Raw genomic sequence first — 18,663 nt, forward strand, 5'->3', positions numbered from 1 at the left:
GTATTCATTCTAAAATGAAAAATATCTCACCGTCTAGGGGCGCCGCCTATCATAGGCCGTCTGAAATATCTTTGCCATTTTGAAAAAACCGTTACCAAACCCACCATAAAGCAATAATAGGTTATTCCCTCAAAAAACGGATTTATCCCAGTACGGCCATAATCGCCGCATAAACGCTCACTACGGCAATCAAACTATCCACACGATCGAAGACACCACCATGACCGGGCAAAAGATGGCTGCTGTCTTTCACATCGGCAGAACGTTTGAACCAACTTTCCAATAAATCACCGCCGATACTCACTGCCGTCAGCACCCAACCGATTAATATGGCGCCCGGCCACGACACGTCGAATGCCAGCCAACCGGCAGACCATACCCAAAACATATAAACAGCCACACAGACGGCACCGCCAATAGCACCCTCCCAGCTTTTACCCGGGCTGATAGACGGCGCCAACTTACGTTTACCAAAAGCCTTGCCAAAGAAATAAGCAAAAATATCCGCCACCCAAACCAAACCCATAATGGCCAACAGAGAAGACGCAGATTCACCATCGGGGCGTAATCCGGTGAGCGCAAACCAAAACGGCAACACCAGCATCAATCCCGTAGCATAGGCTGTCCAGTCGGGCTTGAGCGTCCATTTTTTATACAGCCATAGCGGCATAACAACAAACCAAAAAGCCAGCACCATCAGCCAAGAAATGGTCGGCAACATCCAACCGCCTGCATAAGCCGTAATACCGAACACGGCCGTTGCCGCCAAAAAATGATGATTTTGTGTTTTAGCCATACCGCAGAGGCGGCCGTATTCCCATAAAACCAATAATGCAATCAGGCCGCAGAATATCGCCCATAGGCCGTCTGAAGCCTGATACAGCATGCCCAGCATAATAGGCAGCAAAATTAAGGCAGTGATTACTCTTTGTTTTAACATGACGACCCGTCTCGCTGCTGTTCGATAGGAAGCTGCTCGGAAGTCCGCCCGAAACGTCGTTCCCGTGTTTGGAAAGACTCGATGGCCGTATTCAGTGCATCCCTGTCAAAATCCGGCCATAAAGTATCGGTGAAATAAAGCTCGGCATAGGCCATTTGCCACAATAAGAAATTACTGATGCGGGTTTCCCCGCCGGTGCGGATAAATAAATCCGGTTCGGGCGCATACGACGACATCAGGCTACCGGCCAACATTTCTTCGCTAATTTCTGTTTCGCCTTGTGCAATCAAATGGTTCACTGCCTGCAAAATATCCCATCGGCCGCCATAATCCACGGCGATGGTGAGTGTTAATCCCGTATTATTCGCCGTTACCGCTTCGGCTTCTTCAATACCGCGATAAATCACTTCATTAAAACGGCTGCGGTTGCCAATCACTTTGACACGCATATTGTTTTCATGCAGACGACGCACCTGCTTTTGCAAAGCCTGCGCAAACAAGCCCATTAGAAAAGACACTTCCTCTTCAGGGCGGCGCCAGTTTTCGGTAGAAAAAGCAAACACGGTCAGATACTGCACACCCAACTCCGCACAATTCTTTACCATATTTTCAAGCGCATCCAATCCACGTTTGTGGCCGGCAACGCGCGGTAAAAAACGCTTTTTGGCCCAACGGCCGTTACCATCCATAATCACCGCGATATGGCGTGGAATCTGCGTATACTCCAAAATCGCTTGGGTACTGCTGGTCATGTTTGCTCCCTTACCGGCAACCCATCACCGGCTATTTGAAACGAAAAATACGACTGCTGTTTCTTTACATATCCGTATCGGCCGTCTGAAACCGATACGGGTACTGTCTAATCTAGTTGTTAACCAAACAAATTAGATAGCCATTAAATCTTCTTCTTTTGCAGTCAGCATTTTATCTACTTCAGCAATATATTTATCTGTCAGCTTTTGAATCTGCTCTTCACCACGACGGGCATCATCTTCAGAGATTTCTTTATCTTTCAACAAACGTTTGAAATCATTATTGGCATCTCGACGTACATTGCGGATCGCCACACGGCCTTCTTCCGCTTCCGAACGCACCACTTTAATCAAATCTTTACGGCGCTCTTCGGTCAGCATCGGCATCGGCACACGAATCACATCGCCCATTGCCGCCGGATTCAACCCGAGATTGGAATCGCGAATGGCTTTCTCAACCGCCGCCGCCATATTGCTTTCATAAACTTTTACGCCAATCGTACGGGCGTCCAATAATGTCACGTTGGCAACTTGGCTCACCGGAACCGGGCTACCGTAATATTCTACTTCAACCTGATCCAACAACCCCGTATGGGCGCGGCCGGTGCGGACTTTAGCTAAATTTTCACGCAACACTTCAAGGGACCGCTGCATTTTGCCGTCGGCAGTTTTTTGAATGTCGTTAATCATCATCAATACTCTCAAAACGATTAAAATCAATTAAATAAATACACAAGCCCCTAAAAACCGTTTTTCAGACGGCCTGTATGAAAGAATAACTGATTATAGTACCGTGCTTAGGCGTTTCCGACAAGTTTACCCGCCCGCAAGCACAAGCTGCAAATCAATGCCATATGATTATTTAATAACCAGTATAATCACGCTAAGCATTTATTTTTAAAATATAAACTTGAAATATATAAAAAATATATTGCTGCAAAAGCACATCATCGGAATATATTTTACCCTACCTGTTATCAACCTTAATAAATAAATAAAAAGCCGTCTGAAACATTTCAGACGGCCTTAGCAATGATTTATTTTAACAGTGTACCAACGTACCTTCATCTTCACCGGCAATCACTCGTTTAAGCGCACCCTCTTTGGCAATCCCGAAAACCACGATATTCAGGTTTTGCTCACGGCACAGGGCAAAAGCAGTCGCATCCATCACCCGTAAATTTTTACTGATGGCTTCGTCAAAAGTAATCGTTTGATAGCGTGTTGCGGTCGGATCTTTTTTCGGATCGGCCGTATAAACGCCATCGACATTGGTTGCTTTCAGCATAATATCGCAATTCATTTCCGCACCGCGCAACGAAGCGGCCGTATCGGTTGTGAAAAACGGATTGCCCGTACCGGCGGCAAAAATCACCACTTTACCCTCTTCAAGATATTGAATCGCTTTCGGACGGGCATAGGTTTCGGCAATCTGCTGCATACTTAAAGCAGATTGCACCCGTGCTTTAAGTCCCAATGATTCAAAGGCATCTTTCAATGCCAATGCATTCATTACCGTGGCCATCATGCCCATATAATCGGCAGTGGCACGATCCATACCTTTGGCCTGAGTCGCCACACCACGGAAAATATTGCCGCCGCCAATCACAACGGCAACCTGAACGCCCATATCAACAACTTCTTTAACTTGGCCGACAATCTGCATAATGGTTTCACGGTTAATACCAAAAGCGTCTTTACCCATCAGGGCTTCACCGGATAATTTCAATAAAACGCGGTTATATTTGGTTTTTTGTGTCATGAGATACCTTGCTTTCTTCAGATTGGTAGAAAAGAGGCCGTCTGAAACCATTTCAGACAGTCTTATATGTTTATAAAAATTCTTAATGTGTTTATATAAGCGTTTTCATCATCAGTACAATCCATTTAAGGAATACTTAACGATGCCAACCATGAATGATTTATCCAAATAGCTTTTAAATTATCTAGTTTATTTTTAACAACGATAAAGTATATTGGCTATTTATCAATACCGTTTAACAATAGGTCAAACTTTTCAAAAAAAGTTCTCAAAAAAAAGCACCCCGATTCAATTGAATCCGAGTGCTTTTCTTTAAATCATGATTTACACCTTAGCTGCAGCAGCAACTTCAGCGGCGTAATCGACTTCTTTCTTCTCAATACCGTCACCGACTTTGTAACGAACGAAAGATAAAACTTCAGTATTATTCTCTTTCAAGAATTGCGCTACGGTTTGATCAGGGTTCATCACAAAAGACTGACCGTTCAAAGTGATTTCGGCCAAGAATTTTTTGATGCGGCCTTCCACCATTTTGGCAGCAATCTCGGCAGGCTTGCCGGATTCGATAGCTTGTTGAGTGTAGATATGGCGTTCTTTTTCAATAGTTTCCGCATCCACTTCGCTTTCAGAAACGCATTGCGGTTTAGCAGCAACAATGTGCATGCCGACTTTACGCGCAACATCTTCGGCACCTTTGAATTCAACCAATACACCTTCGGTAGCCAAAGCACCGTGAATATAGGCAGTCAGGCTATTGGCTGTTTCAATAATTTGGAAACGGCGTACAGACATGTTTTCACCCAGTTTGGCGATAATCGCTTTACGCTCTTCTTCCACCAATGCGCTTAATTCTTCAAGCGTAGCCGGTTTTTTCTCAACGGCTGTTTGGGCTACCGATTTGGCAAATGCCACAAAACCGGCATCTTTTGCTACGAAATCGGTTTCGCAGTTCACTTCAACCAAAGCGCCGACATTGCCTTCGATCACATAAGCCAACACACCTTCGGCAGCAGTACGGCCGGCCAATTTACCTGCTTTGGCACCGGATTTAATACGCAGAATTTCTTCAGCTTTTTCAATGCTGCCTTCGGCTTCAACCAAAGCTTTTTTACACTCCATCATACCCAAACCGGTAGCGGCGCGCAGATCGGCAACCATTTTTGCAGTAATTTCTGCCATTTTAACTCTCCTAGAAATTGGGGAACACGGTTCTACCGTGCTTGAAAATCTGTGAGACCGTTTGATTTACTTTATGTAGTTTTCAGACGGCCTGTGATGATTTAACGAAGGGGCTATACAAGCCCCTTTGAATACAAGCCTTACTCAGCGGCAGCTTGGGCGGCTGCTACGGTTTCTTGAATGGCTTGGTTTTTGCCTTCCAATACGGCATCGGCAATACCGCGGCAATACAGACGAATGGCTTTTGCCGAGTCATCGTTACCCGGAATAATGTATTTCACGCCATCGAAGCTGTTGTTGCTATCTACCACGGCAATCACGGGAATACCCAGTTTTTCAGCCTCAACCAAAGTACCTTTTTGGTAACCGGTATCGATAACGAAAATCGCATCCGGCAGGCCTTTCATGTTTTTAATGCCGCCTAAAGAACGTTCCAGTTTTTCAACATCGCGTTGCATTTCCAGAATTTCTTTTTTGCTGTAACCGCTCTCAGCCGCATTTTCCAAGGCTGCGGTTTTTTCTTCCAAGCGTTTGATAGACTGTTTTACTGTTTTGTAGTTAGTCAGCATGCCGCCCAACCAGCGGTGATCAACATACGGCATACCGGCACGGGTCGCTTCTTCGCGGATAATTTCACGCGCTTGGCGTTTGGTACCGACAAACAATACGGTGCCTTTATTGGCTACCAAGCGTCGTACGGCTTCTTGCGCCTCTAAGAACATCGGCAGGGTTTTTTCCAAGTTGATGATATGGATTTTATTGCGCGCACCGAAAATATACGGCGCCATTTTCGGGTTCCAGTAACGAGTTTGGTGACCAAAGTGAACGCCTGCTTCCAGCATTTGGCGCATAGTAACTTGAGACATAAAATTTCCTTGATAAAGGGTTAAGGCATACACTCCGTCGCATAGAACCTGCTGCTTGGCAGGCACCCTTTCGCGCAGAGTGCGGGCATTGGTTTATAAAAAATTTCCCAAATGAAGGGAAACTGTAGAATTATATAAGGGAAACGGCCGTCTGAAAAGAGGTTAACCGGCCTTATTTCGGTTTATCTGTTGTTCATGCCGTTTCATCTGCCGATTACGCCGCCAAACCTTGACTACCCAAAAAGTAAACAAACTGGGCAGTACCGACCAAAATATAAAATAAATCAGCGCTCTTGGAATACTCGGCTGGGCGGCAGAAAATAATATGGTCACAAACAAATATCCGATGGCAATAATATACCACATCGTTTTAACTATCCCTTAAACTAAATTTTCGTCCTAAATTCTTAATATAGAATATAATTTATATTGTCAACCAAAGTTTAGTTATCCTAACTATTCATGACGTATAACCGATAAGGAGTATCAAAAATGAATACACATAGTCATGCTCATTCAGAAAGCACACCCATTAATCCCGCCGACTTACTGGATATGAAAGCTGCTGTTGTTTCAGGGAAAGGCGCTGATTTTGAAATCCAATCTCTAAAAATACGTCAGCCTAAACATGACGAAGTGTTGGTCAAAATCGTGGCAACGGGTATCTGCCATACAGATGTTAGCGCACGCAATCAATATTATCCGGTACCTTTACCCGTAGTGTTAGGCCATGAAGGCGCGGGTATCATCCAAGCAGTAGGAAGCGAAGTTAGGGATCTCGAAGTAGGCGACCATGTGATTCTGACCTACGGCTATTGCGGACATTGTGAAGAGTGCTATACCGGCAAACAACCTTTCTGCGTGGAATCTTATGAGCGCAACTTCGGCGGTAGCGATATGGACGGCAGCCATGCCATTTTTGATGCTCAAAACAATCCGATTAACGACCACTTCTTCTCACAATCTTCTTTTGCCACTTTGGCCATAGCGCATGAAAGTAACGCCATTAAAGTTCCTAAAAATGCGCCCATCGAATTGCTCGGCCCGTTAGGTTGCGGTATCCAAACCGGTGCCGGTACCGTGATGAACGCTTTAGAAGTAACACCCGCCAGCAGCTTTGCCGTATGGGGGGCAGGTTCCGTTGGTTTGAGCGGATTATTGGGTGCCAAACTACTGGGCGCATCCACCATTATTGCCGTTGATATTGTCGACTCGCGCTTAGAGCTTGCCAAAGAATTGGGGGCAACGCATGTTATCAACAGTAAAAAACAAGATCCGGTTGAGGCCATTAGAGAGATTACCGGCGGCGGGGTAAAATTTGCCTTGGAAACCACCGGCATACCGGCCATACTTACCCAAGGCGTCAACGCATTAGGCCGTTTGGGAAAAATCGCGGTAGTCGGCGCACCGCCGATGGGTACACCTGCCGAATTTGATGTTAACGATTTACTGATTTACGGTAAAAGCATTATCGGCAACGTTCAAGCCAGAACAACACCGAAAAAATTTATTGCCGACTTGGTCGACCTCTACCTCAAAGGCGATTTCCCATTTGACAAATTAGTCAAATATTATGATTTTAAAGATATCAACCAAGCAGTGGCAGACAGCCATAGCGGCGTGACTTTAAAACCGATTTTAAAAATCGCCGATGCCGCACTCTGATAACGTATCTTGAGTTTACGTTAAAAAAGAGTAGCGACAGCAAACCCATGCCGACCCGACAGAATAACGCTGTCGGGTCGGCATTTTATATTGCTATCGGGTTTACAAAATATTCAGACGGCCCCATATCCAATCTACTTCCAGCCTGACACGGCAACATAAACCTTATCAGTGGAATCATTCAAGCACTTTGCTATACAATAAAACCCAAGCAAGCTTTTTCAGGCTTGCTTATTTTGTATAACCAATCAATTTTAAAATGAAATTGCAGGCCGTCTGAAACGGTATATTTTAATAAACAAAATAACGGAGAAACAAAGTGAACATCCGCCCCTACCTCAAACATTACCCCCAGATTCACGAAAGCTGCTATATCGACCCTGTTTCTACCGTTATCGGGGAAGTATCCTTAGCCGAAAATGTCTCTATTTGGCCGTTTGCCGTATTACGCGGCGACGTCAACAGCATTACGATTGGCGCGCGTAGTAATGTACAGGATTTAAGCATGGTACACGTCTCACACAAAACGCCTGAAAAGCCGGAAGGCTCGCCATTGGTGATAGGTGAAGATGTAACCATCGGCCATAAGGTTATGCTGCATGGTTGTACGATTGGCAACCGCGTATTGGTCGGCATGGGCACGATTATTCTGGATGATGTGGTGGTAGAAGATGATGTGATGATTGGTGCGGGCAGTTTGGTGCCGCCCCGCAAACGCCTGCAAAGCGGTTTTCTTTATGTCGGCTCCCCGGTTAAACAAGTTCGCCCGCTGAGTGATGAAGAAAAAGCCTTTTTGGTTTATTCCGCCGAACATTATATGCGCGTTGCCGCCAACCATAAGCAAACCATACAGAAACAAGAATCAGTTTAAAATATTAATAATTTCAAAGAGCTGTTGATTTAACAGCTCTTTCTTCAACCAATACAACATAAAATAATGTTTTAAATATATTTCTTATTTTTTATAAATACCTAACTTTTTACGCTTGATAAAATACTCTGCATTTTATTGTAATATCATTTCAATCATAACCATTCAAGCTGCTTATTCCATTCCTCTATATCATATTCAATACAATAAACTTTCCAAATCAATGCTGATATAGCAAACATTAAATTTTTGTTATTTTCCTACGTAAATTCCTACCCTATTTGTTAAGGCTATATTAGAATGGCCTTTCCGAAAGGCTTTATATGACATCACTTTGTCTACTAATGCCGAAAATACACTAACTCAACTAAAAGAATAGTGATGATTATGGATATATCAGTATTTCACGAATTTATTAATTATGTGAGCGGGCATTTATGGAATGGGTTAATCTTCCTATTACTGGGTACCGGCTTATTTTTTACGCTGGCAACCGGCTTTGTTCAAATCAGATTGTTTGCCCGCAGTATTAAAGAAATGTTGGGCGGCCGCGAAGTCGGTGATGATCCCCACGGCATCACACCGTTTCAAGCCTTTGTTACCGGTCTCGCCAGCCGCGTAGGCGTGGGCAATATCGGTGGCGTAGCCATTGCGATTACACTCGGCGGCCCCGGCGCGGTTTTCTGGATGTGGGTAACCGCTTTAATCGGCATGAGCTCTGCTTTTGCCGAATCTTCATTGGCTCAGTTATTTAAAATCCGCGACCATGAAAACGGCCATTTCCGCGGCGGCCCTGCTTATTACATCAGCCAGGGCTTAAAACAAAGATGGGCGGGCATATTGTTTGCCTTGAGTTTAATTTTCTGTTTCGGTTTGGTCTTTAACGCCGTCCAATCCAATTCCATTGTTGCCGCAACCGAAGTGGCTTGGGGCTGGAACAAACACGCGGTAGGCGTTGGTTTGGTGATTTTCACCGCACCGATTATTTTCGGCGGTATCCGCCGTGTTTCACGCGTAGCAGAAGCCATTGTTCCCGCTATGGCGCTCATCTATCTGCTACTGGCCTTCTATGTGATTATTATGAATATCTCCGAAGTACCCCGCGTATTCGGTATGATTTTCGGCTCCGCATTCGAACTCAAAGCAGCCGGCGGCGGCTTGGTCGGCGCTATTTCCGCAGCCATGATGAACGGTATCAAACGCGGCTTATACTCCAATGAAGCCGGCCAAGGTTCTGCACCGAATGCAGCGGCAGCGGCAGATGTGAAACACCCTGTATCACAAGGTGTGATTCAAATGTTGGGTGTGTTTGTCGATACCATTATCGTGTGTTCTTGTACTGCCTTTCTGGTGTTGCTCGCCAACTTCAATCCGGGCGAACTCACCGGCGTACAACTTACCCAAGCGGCCATTGTCAACCACGTCGGCGCATGGGGGGCGGATTTCTTAGCCGTTGTCCTGTTCTTATTCGCATTTTCCACCATTATCGGCAACTATTCTTATGCGGAATCCAATATCCAATTTATCAACAGCCACTGGCTGCTGTTGGCCATCTTCCGTATGTGCGTATTGGGTATGGTGTACTTTGGTGCCGTAAACAGCGTACCGCTGGTATGGGATATGGCCGACTTGTCTATGGGCATTATGGCTTTAATCAACCTGATTGCGATTCTGGCCCTCAGCCCGCTGGTTTTCCTCTTGCTGAAAGACTACAACGGCAAATTGAAAATGGGCAAAGAACCCGTATTCAAACTTTCAGAACATCCCGTATTGAAACGCCGCTTTAAATCAGATATTTGGTAAACCAACCAAGCCAATATGCTGCGTAAACCGGCAATTTAAATAAAAACAGGGCGGATAATATCCGCCCTGTTTTTATTGCCTCAATCTCTTACCTTCGTACTAATTGACATCTGCTTTTAAAAACATTCACTTTGACCTCTATACCCTATCCTGCTTTCAGACGGCCGTCTGAATCTACACTATGCCATTCATATCCAATAATAAAGGCCGTCTGAAAACGTTTCAGACGGCCTCATCAGCTCATTTGCAATAGCTAAACCACTTCCAATACAAAATAAGCTTTGAGTTGCTCATAAACATCATTGGTCACATTGATACAGCCATTGGTCATGATCCGGTCTTTCACCCGTGAAGAAGCGATCCTTTCCATCCGCCGCTCTTCCGGTTTTAACGTCCATACCCGGTGAACCGCAAACATAAAGTTACCCTCTTCCTTAAATTTCATCACATCACCGCCATAGCCGCGATAATGGGTTTTGACGATATTTAAGTCGAACACACCTTTCGGCGTTGTCTTTCCGATAAGCACGGGGTAACAATGGTTATCTTCCAAACACATTTCTGCCCTGTCCAGATAAACCGTTGCTTTACGTTTTTTCAACTGATCAATATTGCCGGCCTGTGCAACCATAGTCAGGCCGAGCAACATACTCACCAAAATCTGTTTTTTCATCACTATATTTATTGACGGATACGTTTCGGAGAAGTTTCCACTTCACGGATAATCACTTCGCGCACCGGCTCTTGTGCACGCGGTCCGCAACCTTCCGGCAGCCAGAAGAAGCTTTGCGCATTCATATTTTTATCAAACAAGATTTTGTATTGGCAAGTTTTAAGTTCGCCATCTTCACGGTAATTAAACAAATAATCCCATTCGCGTACAGAATACATGCCTTCGTTAAAGTGCGGACGACCAATCAGGTTATAGATTTGATCTTTGTTCATACCGGCTTCGATTTGACGCACATTATCCCAATTCGGCCATGAACCATGTTGGGTACCGCTATGGCGGAATGTGGTTTTTTCAGGATTCGGCCATACCGGGTTATCGGTCATACCTTCATCATTTACTTGGCTTAAATTACCACAGGCAGCTAAAGCAAATGCGGCTACTACGGGCAAAATCATTGCAGACAGTTTCATTATATATTTCCTTTCAATTATTCTGTTCTCGATAGGCCGCCCGGTTTCAGACGGCCTCAGCAGTTATTACCACTGGTAGCCCACGCTGGCACCCCAGTTCACATCTTTTTGGGTATTGAAGCCAACGCCAAACTTAGTCGACCATTTATTGTTGTCCGAATTATGGGCGTATCCCAATGCAATGGCCTGTTCGTCTTTATAACCACCAACTGCGGCAGATACCAAGCTTTTACCCGGCTCGTTCGGACGTTGCAAGAAGCCAATCGCGGTCGCTCCGGCAATACCGGCACGCAAATCTTTTTTGATGTCGTCAACATGGTTTCTCAGTCCTTCCACATCAGCGGCATTTTGATTGGCCTGCTCGGCAACACGGAACAATTGGCTGCCGTTAATCGCATCGGTACTGGTTGCATTAATACGGCCGGCGGCAACATTGGTTACCGTACGTTCCGCACCAGTGGAACCCACACTAACCGTACCCACCGGAGCCGTACCGGCAAATCCGCCGTAAGTATAGCCGCCGACAGTGGCAGAAGTCGTACCCACGGCAGCAGCTGTTCTGGAAGCGCTGCCCAAAGCAACAGAACCCGGCTCAGACGCATTTGCTTACGTACCGATAGCAACAGCGTTCAACGCAGAAGCCCGTGCACCGGAACCTTGAGCGATACTGTTTGCAGAAGAGGCATTGGCATTGCGGCCGATTGCAATCGCTTCACTACCTGTCGCCTGCGCTCTGTTACCCAAAGCAGTTGCGGCAAATGCAGTTGCTTTCGCGCCTGCACCAATACCGGTTGAAGCCACTTCGGTAGATTGGGCATAAGTACCCATTGCAATAGAAGACTGACCGCTGGCTTGCGAACGGGTACCGATCGCGGTTGACACACGACCCGAACCTTGAGCAGCAGTACCGATAGCAACCGAATAGTTTTCAGTCGCCTGTGCATTTTGACCCAAAGCAGTGCTTGAGCCGCCACTAGCCAATGCCTGACGACCGACTGCAGTATCGGCATTGTTTACCGCTTGTGACAAATTACCTACTGCAGTAGATGAAATACCTGTGGATTTCGATATAGGGCCGATAGCAATCGAACCGTTTTTAGTAGATTCGGTATCGGTACCCACCGCAATCGAACCTTGGTCCGCTGCCATAGCATTAATACCGGCGGCAATCGAATAACGACCAACCGCACCTTCACCCATAGCATTCTTTGCCACACCACCCGGATTCGGGTTAATACCCATATAAGCGCCGACCATATCGGCTTGGGCCTGAGCAGCAAAACCTAATAAAACAGCAGCAACCGAAGCAGCAATAACATGCTGTTTGGATTTTTTGTAGGCGACTTTTATATTTTGGTTCATGATTTTCTCCACATAAAGAGTATCGTTCCGGCCTATTATTAAAGACATTTGCCCCAACGGCACAAGTTAGTATCTGCGCAATAACCAACCTGACTTTACGATACGGTTAAATAAAAGTTGTAAGTAAAAATTGATACGGTTTAATTTAAGAATTAAATTTCTTAATTCGCTCTTATGATTCATCATATAACTTTACTGCATCAGACCAAAGTAAAATTTAACAATTAAAAATTTTGATTAACAAAAAATTTTATAAAATAACTTAATTAATTATTTAAGTTATTATTATATATAATATAGTTTTTATATTTTTCTTTACATTTAGATAACACTTGAGATTATTTAATTTACATTTATTTTTTAAAACTAAAAAAAATAAACTTTTTTTGATTAAATTAATTATTTATCATGAAAAAATAGGTTCTCAATTTAATTTAATAAATGAAATATTATATTTGTTTATTTATGAATATTGAATATTTCCAAATTACATATTAAATTTTTGCAATACCTTATTTTGCAAGAAACTGTTGCATTTTTTACACTTTAATAGCATCTACCTCCACAATCGGATTTCTTTTCACTACATCAAAAATTAATTTTTTTGTATAAAATATTTATATATCATTTTTATTTAAATAAATTAACTTTTAATGAATCCCTCATTATGTTGGATTACCATTTATTTAGCCTATCCCAATGCCTGATAGAAACTTTCACGAAAAACTTTACCTTCAGGTAAAATAATCACATCAAAACAAAACCGGCTCTAAATTTCTTATGTATTCATTTATCCGCCCCCTATTATTTAAAGCAGACCCTGAAAAATCGCATTACCTAGCATTACACAGCTTAAACTATGCTTACCGTTTGGGGGTATTGCCTAAAGTCAACCCGCAAACCCACCCCGTGCAACTAATGGGGCTAACCCTGCCCAATCCGGTCGGGCTGGCGGCCGGTTTGGATAAAAACGGCGAATATATTGATGCGCTGGCCGCACTCGGTTTCGGATTTATCGAAGTCGGTACCGTGACCCCGCGCCCGCAAAGCGGCAATCCGCAGCCGCGTTTATTCCGCCTGCCCGAACACAAAGCGATTATCAACCGCATGGGCTTCAATAATCACGGCATCGATGCCATGATCCGCAACATTACCCAAAGCCGCTATCAAGGAATTCTCGGTATTAATATCGGTAAAAATGCCGATACCCCGATAGAACGGGCGGCAGATGATTATCTGATTTGCTTGGAAAAAGCCTATCCCCACGCCAGCTATATCACGGTGAATATTTCATCGCCCAACACCAAAAACCTGCGCGACTTACAAGGCGGCAACGAATTGGCGGCGTTATTGGGCAAATTAAAAGACAAACAGCAACAGCTTGCCGCTGCAGCCGGCCGTTATGTGCCGCTGGCGGTGAAAATTGCGCCGGATTTAGAAGACAACCAAATTGCCGACATTGCCGAAGTGGCGGTGCAAACCGAAATGGATGCGGTGATTGCCACCAATACCACCATTGATAAAACCATCTTGGGCGCACATCCGTTGGCGCAAGAACAAGGTGGTTTGAGTGGTGAACCGGTGCGGGAAAAAAGCAACCGTGTGTTGGCGCAACTTGCTCATGATTTAGCGGGCAAGCTGCCGATTATCGGGGTTGGCGGAATTGGCAGCGGCGAAGATGCCGTAGAAAAAATGCGTTTGGGTGCAACCGCCGTTCAACTATACAGCGGCTTGATTTATCAAGGGCCGGACTTGGTGAAAGAATGTTTGAAAGCCTGCGTTTAAATCCTGATTTTTCAACCCTAATAAAACCAATAGAATGAAATAGGCCGTCTGAAAACATTTTCAGACGGCCTATTTTTCAAACAATCATACAGGTCGGGCGATAAGCCGGGTTCTGTCGTTGGACAGCCATTCCTCTAGGCACACCATTGCTGATGCACTCCAGCAACCTACCCGAACACTCGGCGAGCAGCGTTATCGTGTTCTGTTTGGTCTTGCTCCGAATGGGGTTTAGCCTGCTGCGCCTTGTTACCAAGTGCACGGTGCGCTCTTACCGCACCTTTTCACCCTTACCTGTACCGCCTTTTCAGACGGCCATCGGCGGTTTTGCTTTCTGCTCCACTTTCCGTCGCATTACTGCGCCCGGCCGTTAGCCGGCATTCTGCTCTTCGGAGCCCGGACTTTCCTCCCCGCATGCCTGAAGCATGGCGCGGCGGCTGTCTGCCCGGCCTGTAAGCGGCGGATTATAGCACGCCCAAGCTTTCGGCGCGGTTATATTCACGTTTGCAAAATATCCGCCCAACCAAACGCCGCTGCCAACTGCTGCCAAGCATGATCAACAGGTGCCGAAACCCGAACCGTTTGGCCGGTTTCCGGGCTGCAAAACACCAGCGTGCGGGCGTGCAGCATTAATCTTGTGCTGCCGATATGGGCGGCAACGGCACGGTTTTGGGCATTATCGCCATGCGTGGTATCGCCGACAATCGGGTGAAAAATATGTTTTAGATGACGGCGCAACTGATGCTTGCGCCCCGTATGCGGAACCAGCGCCACCCATGAATAGCGCGAAGTGGGATAACGGCGCGAAGACGCAAACGGCTGCTCGGTTTGAGCAATACAGCGATAATCGGTAATGGCGGTTTGGGCGGGTTTATCCGGATCGGCCAAGCGGTCGGCAATTTTATCGGCCTCTTCTTTCAGCGGATAATCAATGCGGCCGCTTCCGTGCAGATGGCCGCGCACCACCGCCCAATAGGTTTTTTGAATGCTTTTTTGCTCGAACTGCTGCGTTAAAACGCGCGCACTGTCGCTGTCGAAAGCAAACAACAACACCCCTGAAGTCGGGCGGTCGAGCCGATGGACGGGGAAAACATGGCGGCCGACTTGATCGCGCAGGGTTTGCATCACAAAACGGGTTTCATGGCGGTCGAGCCAGCTTCGGTGCACCAACATACCGGCCGGTTTATTCACGGCAATACACAAATGATCTTGATAAAGGATTTCCAGCATAACGGCTTCTATAAGAAAAAAGAGAAAAGGCTTGCCGCTGCCGAAATATTTTCAGACGGCCTTGCAATAAAGATTACGACGAACGCAGCAGTTCATCGGTTATCCGCTGTAAAAACGCCACGCGCTCCTTGCGGATATCGCCCGCTTCCGCCGCCGCTTTAACCGCGCAACCTGGCTCCGCGCGATGGGTGCAATTGTGAAAACGGCACTGCCCGATCAGATGGCGCATATCGGGGAAATACTGCAACAAGATACTGACATCAAGATGGTGCAGCCCGAATTCCTGCAAACCCGGCGAATCAATCAGCTTGGTTTCCGCATTCACATCATACAAACGCGCATGCGTGGTTGTGTGTTTGCCCGAATCAAGGGCGGTTGAAATTTCGCCGACGCGGGCGGTATCGCTGCCCAATAGCGCGTTGGTGAGCGTGGATTTACCCATGCCGCTCTGCCCCAAGAAAATATTGGTATGCCCCTGCATCAGCGGCCTGAGCACATCGGCACTTTCCAGCGCACGGGTTTGCACCACCGGATAGCCCAAAGACTCATAAAAACGAAACTTTTCATACCAGCTTTGCGCTTCGGGCAAATCGGCTTTGTTTAACACAATAACCGCTTCAATGCCCGCCGCTTCGGCAGCCAGCAACGCCCGCTGCAACAGCATTTCATTGGGCGCGGGCGATGCCGCCGTTACAATAAACAGCTTATCGACATTCGCCGCAATCAACTTGGTTTTCCAATTATCCTGCCGATAAAGCAGGCTTTTGCGCGGCAGAAAATCCTCGATTACCGCCTGTTCGCCATTGATTAACTGAATATGCACCCAATCGCCGCAGGCAAAATCGACACGCTTTTTGCGGGTTGTCGCATCAAACGTGCTCCCCTCCTGCGTGCGGACAATATAGCGCCGGCCATAGCTGGCGGTGATTTGGGCGGTTTCGGGCATAGATAGAATAAACGTGATAAATAAGTGAACGGCTTATTTTACAGGTTTTACAGGATTTGTCAGGCCGTCTGAAAACCTTATTACCGCCAAACCGATACTTTTCAGACGGCCTCTTATCCCTATTCCGCCGTGCACCGCTGCCGTGTTTTAACCAGCTTCCACCCCAAACAATGCTAAAATAGCCCTTTTCCGCCCACCCTTTTTCAGACGGCCTTCATGCTCACCGATTTAGAAAAAACCGCCATCCGCGAACACTACCAAAACATCGGCAAAAACCTGCCGAACTTCCGCCCGCGCGCCGCGCAGCGGGAAATGATAGCCGCGGTTGCCAACGCCTTTTCGCGCACGCAAACCCGTGCTGAAGGCGGCGAACCCCCGCAGCGCGAAGGCGAAAGCATTGTGGTGATAGAAGGGCCGACCGGCGTGGGCAAAAGCTTGGCCTATCTGCTGGCGGGCGGCATTATGGCGCAAACGCGCAACAAACGGCTGATAGTGAGCAGCGCCACCGTTGCCCTGCAAGAACAGCTTATTGACCGCGACCTGCCTTTTTTAGTTGCCCAAAGCGGGTTGGAACTCACCTTTGCACTGGCCAAAGGCCGCGGGCGCTACCTCTGCCCCTACAAACTCTATCAACTCACCCAAAACAACGCCCAACAAAACCTGCTCGGCTTCGAAGCCCCCACCGTATTGTGGGACAGCAAACCCAAGCCCGAAGACCTGAAACTGCTGCACGAGCTTTCCGACGCCTTTTCCGCGCGCCGCTTTAACGGCGACCGCGACACATGGCCGGAAAAAATCGACGACACCCTCTGGGCAAAAGTGAATAACGACAACTACGGCTGCCTGAAAGCCGCCTGCCCCAACCGCCCCGAGTGCCCGTTTTACCTTGCCCGCGACACCCTCGAAACCGTAGACGTGGTCGTAACCAACCATGATTTGCTAATGGTCGATATCAGCATGGGCGGCGGCGTGATTCTGCCCGCCCCGGAAAACAGCTTCTACTGCATCGACGAAGCGCACCACCTGCCCAAAAAAGCCCTCAACCAATTTGCCGCCGAACACTCATGGAACCAAGCCGTGTGGGTGATGGAAAAGCTTCCCGCCCTCACCGACAAAATCGCCGCCGTTGCCGACAAAGCGGAGCTCGCCAACCTTGCCGACGAAGCCGCCGCTTCACTACTCGAAAGCCTGCAGGAATGGCAGTTTCACTTAGCCGAAGAACCGGCACTGAGGCCGTCTGAAAGCAACGAATCGGTATGGCTCTGGCAAGACGGCAAAATCCCCGAAGCGCTCGCCTTAACCGTATCCAATACCGCCGTTGCCGCCCGCAGCCTCTACAAACACATCAACAGCCTCAACGATGCCCTAGCCGCCGCCCGCCGCGACAAAGAACAAGACAGCGCGCAAATCGACCGCCTCAGCACCGAGCTCGGCGTTTTCCGCGCCCGCGTCGAACAAATCAACGACACATGGGATTTACTCGCCACCGTACCGGCGGAAGAAGAAGCCCCGCTCGCCAAGTGGATAAGCCGCCGCATCGGTGACAAAAACGATTATATTTTCCACGCCAGCCCCATCAGCAGCGCCGCCTATTTAGCCAACAACCTATGGCGCAAAGCCGCCGGCGCCGTGCTCACCTCCGCCACCCTGCAATCGCTCGGCAGCTTCAGCCTGATTCTGCGCCAAACCGGCCTGCAATGGCTGCCCGAAACCACCACACTGGCACTGGAAAGCCCGTTTGATTTCGACGCACAAGGCGAGCTCTATATTCCGCCGCTGAGCGCCAGCCCCAAAGACCCGGCCGCCCACACCGCCGCCATTGTCGAATGGCTGCCGAAGCTGATTTCCGCCGAAGAAGCCATCGGCACTTTGGTTTTATTTTCTTCGCGCAAACAAATGCAAGATGTCGCCCTGCGCCTGCCTGCCGACTATCTGCCCTTATTATTGGTACAGGGCGAACAGCCCAAAGCCGTATTACTGCAAAAACACCATCAGGCCATTTCAGACGGCCGCGCCAGCATTATTTTCGGCCTCGACAGCTTCGCCGAAGGCTTAGACCTGCCCGGCATCGCCTGCGTACAGGTGATTATTGCCAAGCTGCCGTTTTCCATGCCCGACAACCCGATTGAAAAAACCCAAAACCGTTGGATTGAGCAGCGCGGCGGCAATCCCTTTATAGAAATCACCGTGCCCGAAGCCAGTATCAAACTGGTGCAGGCGGTCGGACGGCTAATCCGCACCGAACAAGACTACGGCCGCGTGACCATACTCGACAACCGTGTGAAAACACAAAACTACGGCAGACAGATGCTTGCCTGTCTGCCGCCGTTTAAGAGGATTGGGTGAAGGATTAAAGTGATAT

18 protein-coding genes and 1 other RNA gene are annotated in these 18,663 nt (G+C 47.4%); 5 read left to right on the forward strand and 14 right to left on the reverse strand.

The features are described from left to right. Positions 1-142: 142 nt before the first annotated feature. The 7 genes from NXS09_RS06150 to NXS09_RS06180 all read right to left on the reverse strand — a co-directional run bounded on the left by NXS09_RS06150 (position 143) and on the right by NXS09_RS06180 (position 5,865). Entirely contained in the window at positions 143-940 is a 798-nt protein-coding gene (locus tag NXS09_RS06150; protein ID WP_259291678.1) for a phosphatidate cytidylyltransferase, read from the reverse strand. Then, positions 934-1,692 carry an undecaprenyl pyrophosphate synthase gene (uppS, locus tag NXS09_RS06155; protein ID WP_259291679.1) on the reverse strand — a complete coding sequence of 253 codons (759 nt, stop codon included), beginning with the start codon at positions 1,690-1,692 and terminating at the stop codon, positions 934-936. Before uppS ends, NXS09_RS06150 begins: the two co-directional genes overlap by 7 nt. A 132-nt stretch (positions 1,693-1,824) precedes the next feature. Continuing rightward, positions 1,825-2,382, reverse strand: coding sequence for a ribosome recycling factor (gene frr, locus NXS09_RS06160; RefSeq protein ID WP_259291775.1), 558 nt, complete (start codon positions 2,380-2,382; stop codon positions 1,825-1,827). 352 nt (positions 2,383-2,734) lie between these two features. Next, positions 2,735-3,454 (reverse strand): UMP kinase, encoded by a 720-nt coding sequence (gene pyrH / locus NXS09_RS06165; RefSeq protein WP_151049725.1) that lies wholly within the window; start codon positions 3,452-3,454, stop codon positions 2,735-2,737. A 324-nt stretch (positions 3,455-3,778) separates the two neighbouring features. Beyond that, positions 3,779-4,633, reverse strand: a complete 855-nt coding sequence (gene tsf / locus NXS09_RS06170; RefSeq protein WP_259291680.1) for a translation elongation factor Ts — start codon at positions 4,631-4,633, stop codon at positions 3,779-3,781. A 140-nt stretch (positions 4,634-4,773) separates the two neighbouring features. Next, positions 4,774-5,499, reverse strand: coding sequence for a 30S ribosomal protein S2 (gene rpsB, locus NXS09_RS06175; RefSeq protein ID WP_259291681.1), 726 nt, complete (start codon positions 5,497-5,499; stop codon positions 4,774-4,776). Positions 5,500-5,661: 162 nt separating this feature from the next. After that, on the reverse strand, positions 5,662-5,865 hold the full coding sequence (locus tag NXS09_RS06180; RefSeq protein ID WP_259291682.1) for a hypothetical protein: 204 nt from the start codon (positions 5,863-5,865) through the stop codon (positions 5,662-5,664). 126 nt (positions 5,866-5,991) lie between these two features. On the opposite strand from NXS09_RS06180, the gene NXS09_RS06185 reads away from it, so the two are divergent. From NXS09_RS06185 to NXS09_RS06195, 3 genes are all read left to right on the forward strand, one after another. Beyond that, on the forward strand, positions 5,992-7,164 hold the full coding sequence (locus tag NXS09_RS06185) for an NAD(P)-dependent alcohol dehydrogenase (RefSeq protein ID WP_259291683.1): 1,173 nt from the start codon (positions 5,992-5,994) through the stop codon (positions 7,162-7,164). 319 nt (positions 7,165-7,483) lie between these two features. Further along, a complete protein-coding gene (locus NXS09_RS06190) occupies positions 7,484-8,035 on the forward strand; it encodes a gamma carbonic anhydrase family protein (protein WP_259291684.1) in 552 nt (183 codons plus the stop codon). A gap of 387 nt (positions 8,036-8,422) precedes the next feature. Next, complete coding sequence (locus NXS09_RS06195) at positions 8,423-9,838, forward strand: alanine/glycine:cation symporter family protein (RefSeq protein ID WP_259291685.1); 1,416 nt, start codon at positions 8,423-8,425, stop codon at positions 9,836-9,838. Positions 9,839-10,091: 253 nt separating this feature from the next. Here the strand turns inward: NXS09_RS06195 and NXS09_RS06200 are convergent, their stop codons facing one another. From NXS09_RS06200 to NXS09_RS06215, 4 genes are all read right to left on the reverse strand, one after another. Continuing rightward, positions 10,092-10,511, reverse strand: coding sequence for a murein L,D-transpeptidase (locus NXS09_RS06200; protein WP_259291686.1), 420 nt, complete (start codon positions 10,509-10,511; stop codon positions 10,092-10,094). An 8-nt stretch (positions 10,512-10,519) separates the two neighbouring features. Continuing rightward, positions 10,520-10,981 carry an outer membrane protein assembly factor BamE gene (locus NXS09_RS06205; protein ID WP_259291687.1) on the reverse strand — a complete coding sequence of 154 codons (462 nt, stop codon included), beginning with the start codon at positions 10,979-10,981 and terminating at the stop codon, positions 10,520-10,522. A 66-nt stretch (positions 10,982-11,047) separates the two neighbouring features. Next, positions 11,048-11,557, reverse strand: a complete 510-nt coding sequence (locus tag NXS09_RS06210) for a YadA family autotransporter adhesin (protein WP_259291688.1) — start codon at positions 11,555-11,557, stop codon at positions 11,048-11,050. A gap of 30 nt (positions 11,558-11,587) precedes the next feature. Beyond that, complete coding sequence (locus NXS09_RS06215) at positions 11,588-12,343, reverse strand: hypothetical protein (protein WP_259291689.1); 756 nt, start codon at positions 12,341-12,343, stop codon at positions 11,588-11,590. 780 nt (positions 12,344-13,123) lie between these two features. Here NXS09_RS06215 and NXS09_RS06220 point away from each other — a divergent pair. Next, the gene (locus NXS09_RS06220; RefSeq protein ID WP_259291690.1) at positions 13,124-14,128 is read left to right on the forward strand and encodes a quinone-dependent dihydroorotate dehydrogenase; all 1,005 of its coding nucleotides are present in this window, start codon (positions 13,124-13,126) and stop codon (positions 14,126-14,128) included. An 85-nt stretch (positions 14,129-14,213) separates the two neighbouring features. Here the strand turns inward: NXS09_RS06220 and rnpB are convergent. The 3 genes from rnpB to rsgA form a co-directional block, all read right to left on the reverse strand. Continuing rightward, positions 14,214-14,578, reverse strand: an RNA gene (gene rnpB, locus NXS09_RS06225) — RNase P RNA component class A. A gap of 45 nt (positions 14,579-14,623) precedes the next feature. Continuing rightward, a complete protein-coding gene (gene truC / locus NXS09_RS06230; protein WP_259291691.1) occupies positions 14,624-15,355 on the reverse strand; it encodes a tRNA pseudouridine(65) synthase TruC in 732 nt (243 codons plus the stop codon). A gap of 73 nt (positions 15,356-15,428) precedes the next feature. After that, on the reverse strand, positions 15,429-16,301 hold the full coding sequence (rsgA, locus tag NXS09_RS06235; RefSeq protein WP_259291692.1) for a ribosome small subunit-dependent GTPase A: 873 nt from the start codon (positions 16,299-16,301) through the stop codon (positions 15,429-15,431). A 216-nt stretch (positions 16,302-16,517) separates the two neighbouring features. On the opposite strand from rsgA, the gene dinG reads away from it, so the two are divergent. After that, positions 16,518-18,647 carry an ATP-dependent DNA helicase DinG gene (dinG, locus tag NXS09_RS06240; RefSeq protein ID WP_259291693.1) on the forward strand — a complete coding sequence of 710 codons (2,130 nt, stop codon included), beginning with the start codon at positions 16,518-16,520 and terminating at the stop codon, positions 18,645-18,647. Positions 18,648-18,663 lie beyond the last annotated feature (16 nt).

The organism is Neisseria montereyensis (assembly GCF_024834045.1).
Classification (GTDB): Bacteria; Pseudomonadota; Gammaproteobacteria; order Burkholderiales; family Neisseriaceae; genus Neisseria; species Neisseria montereyensis.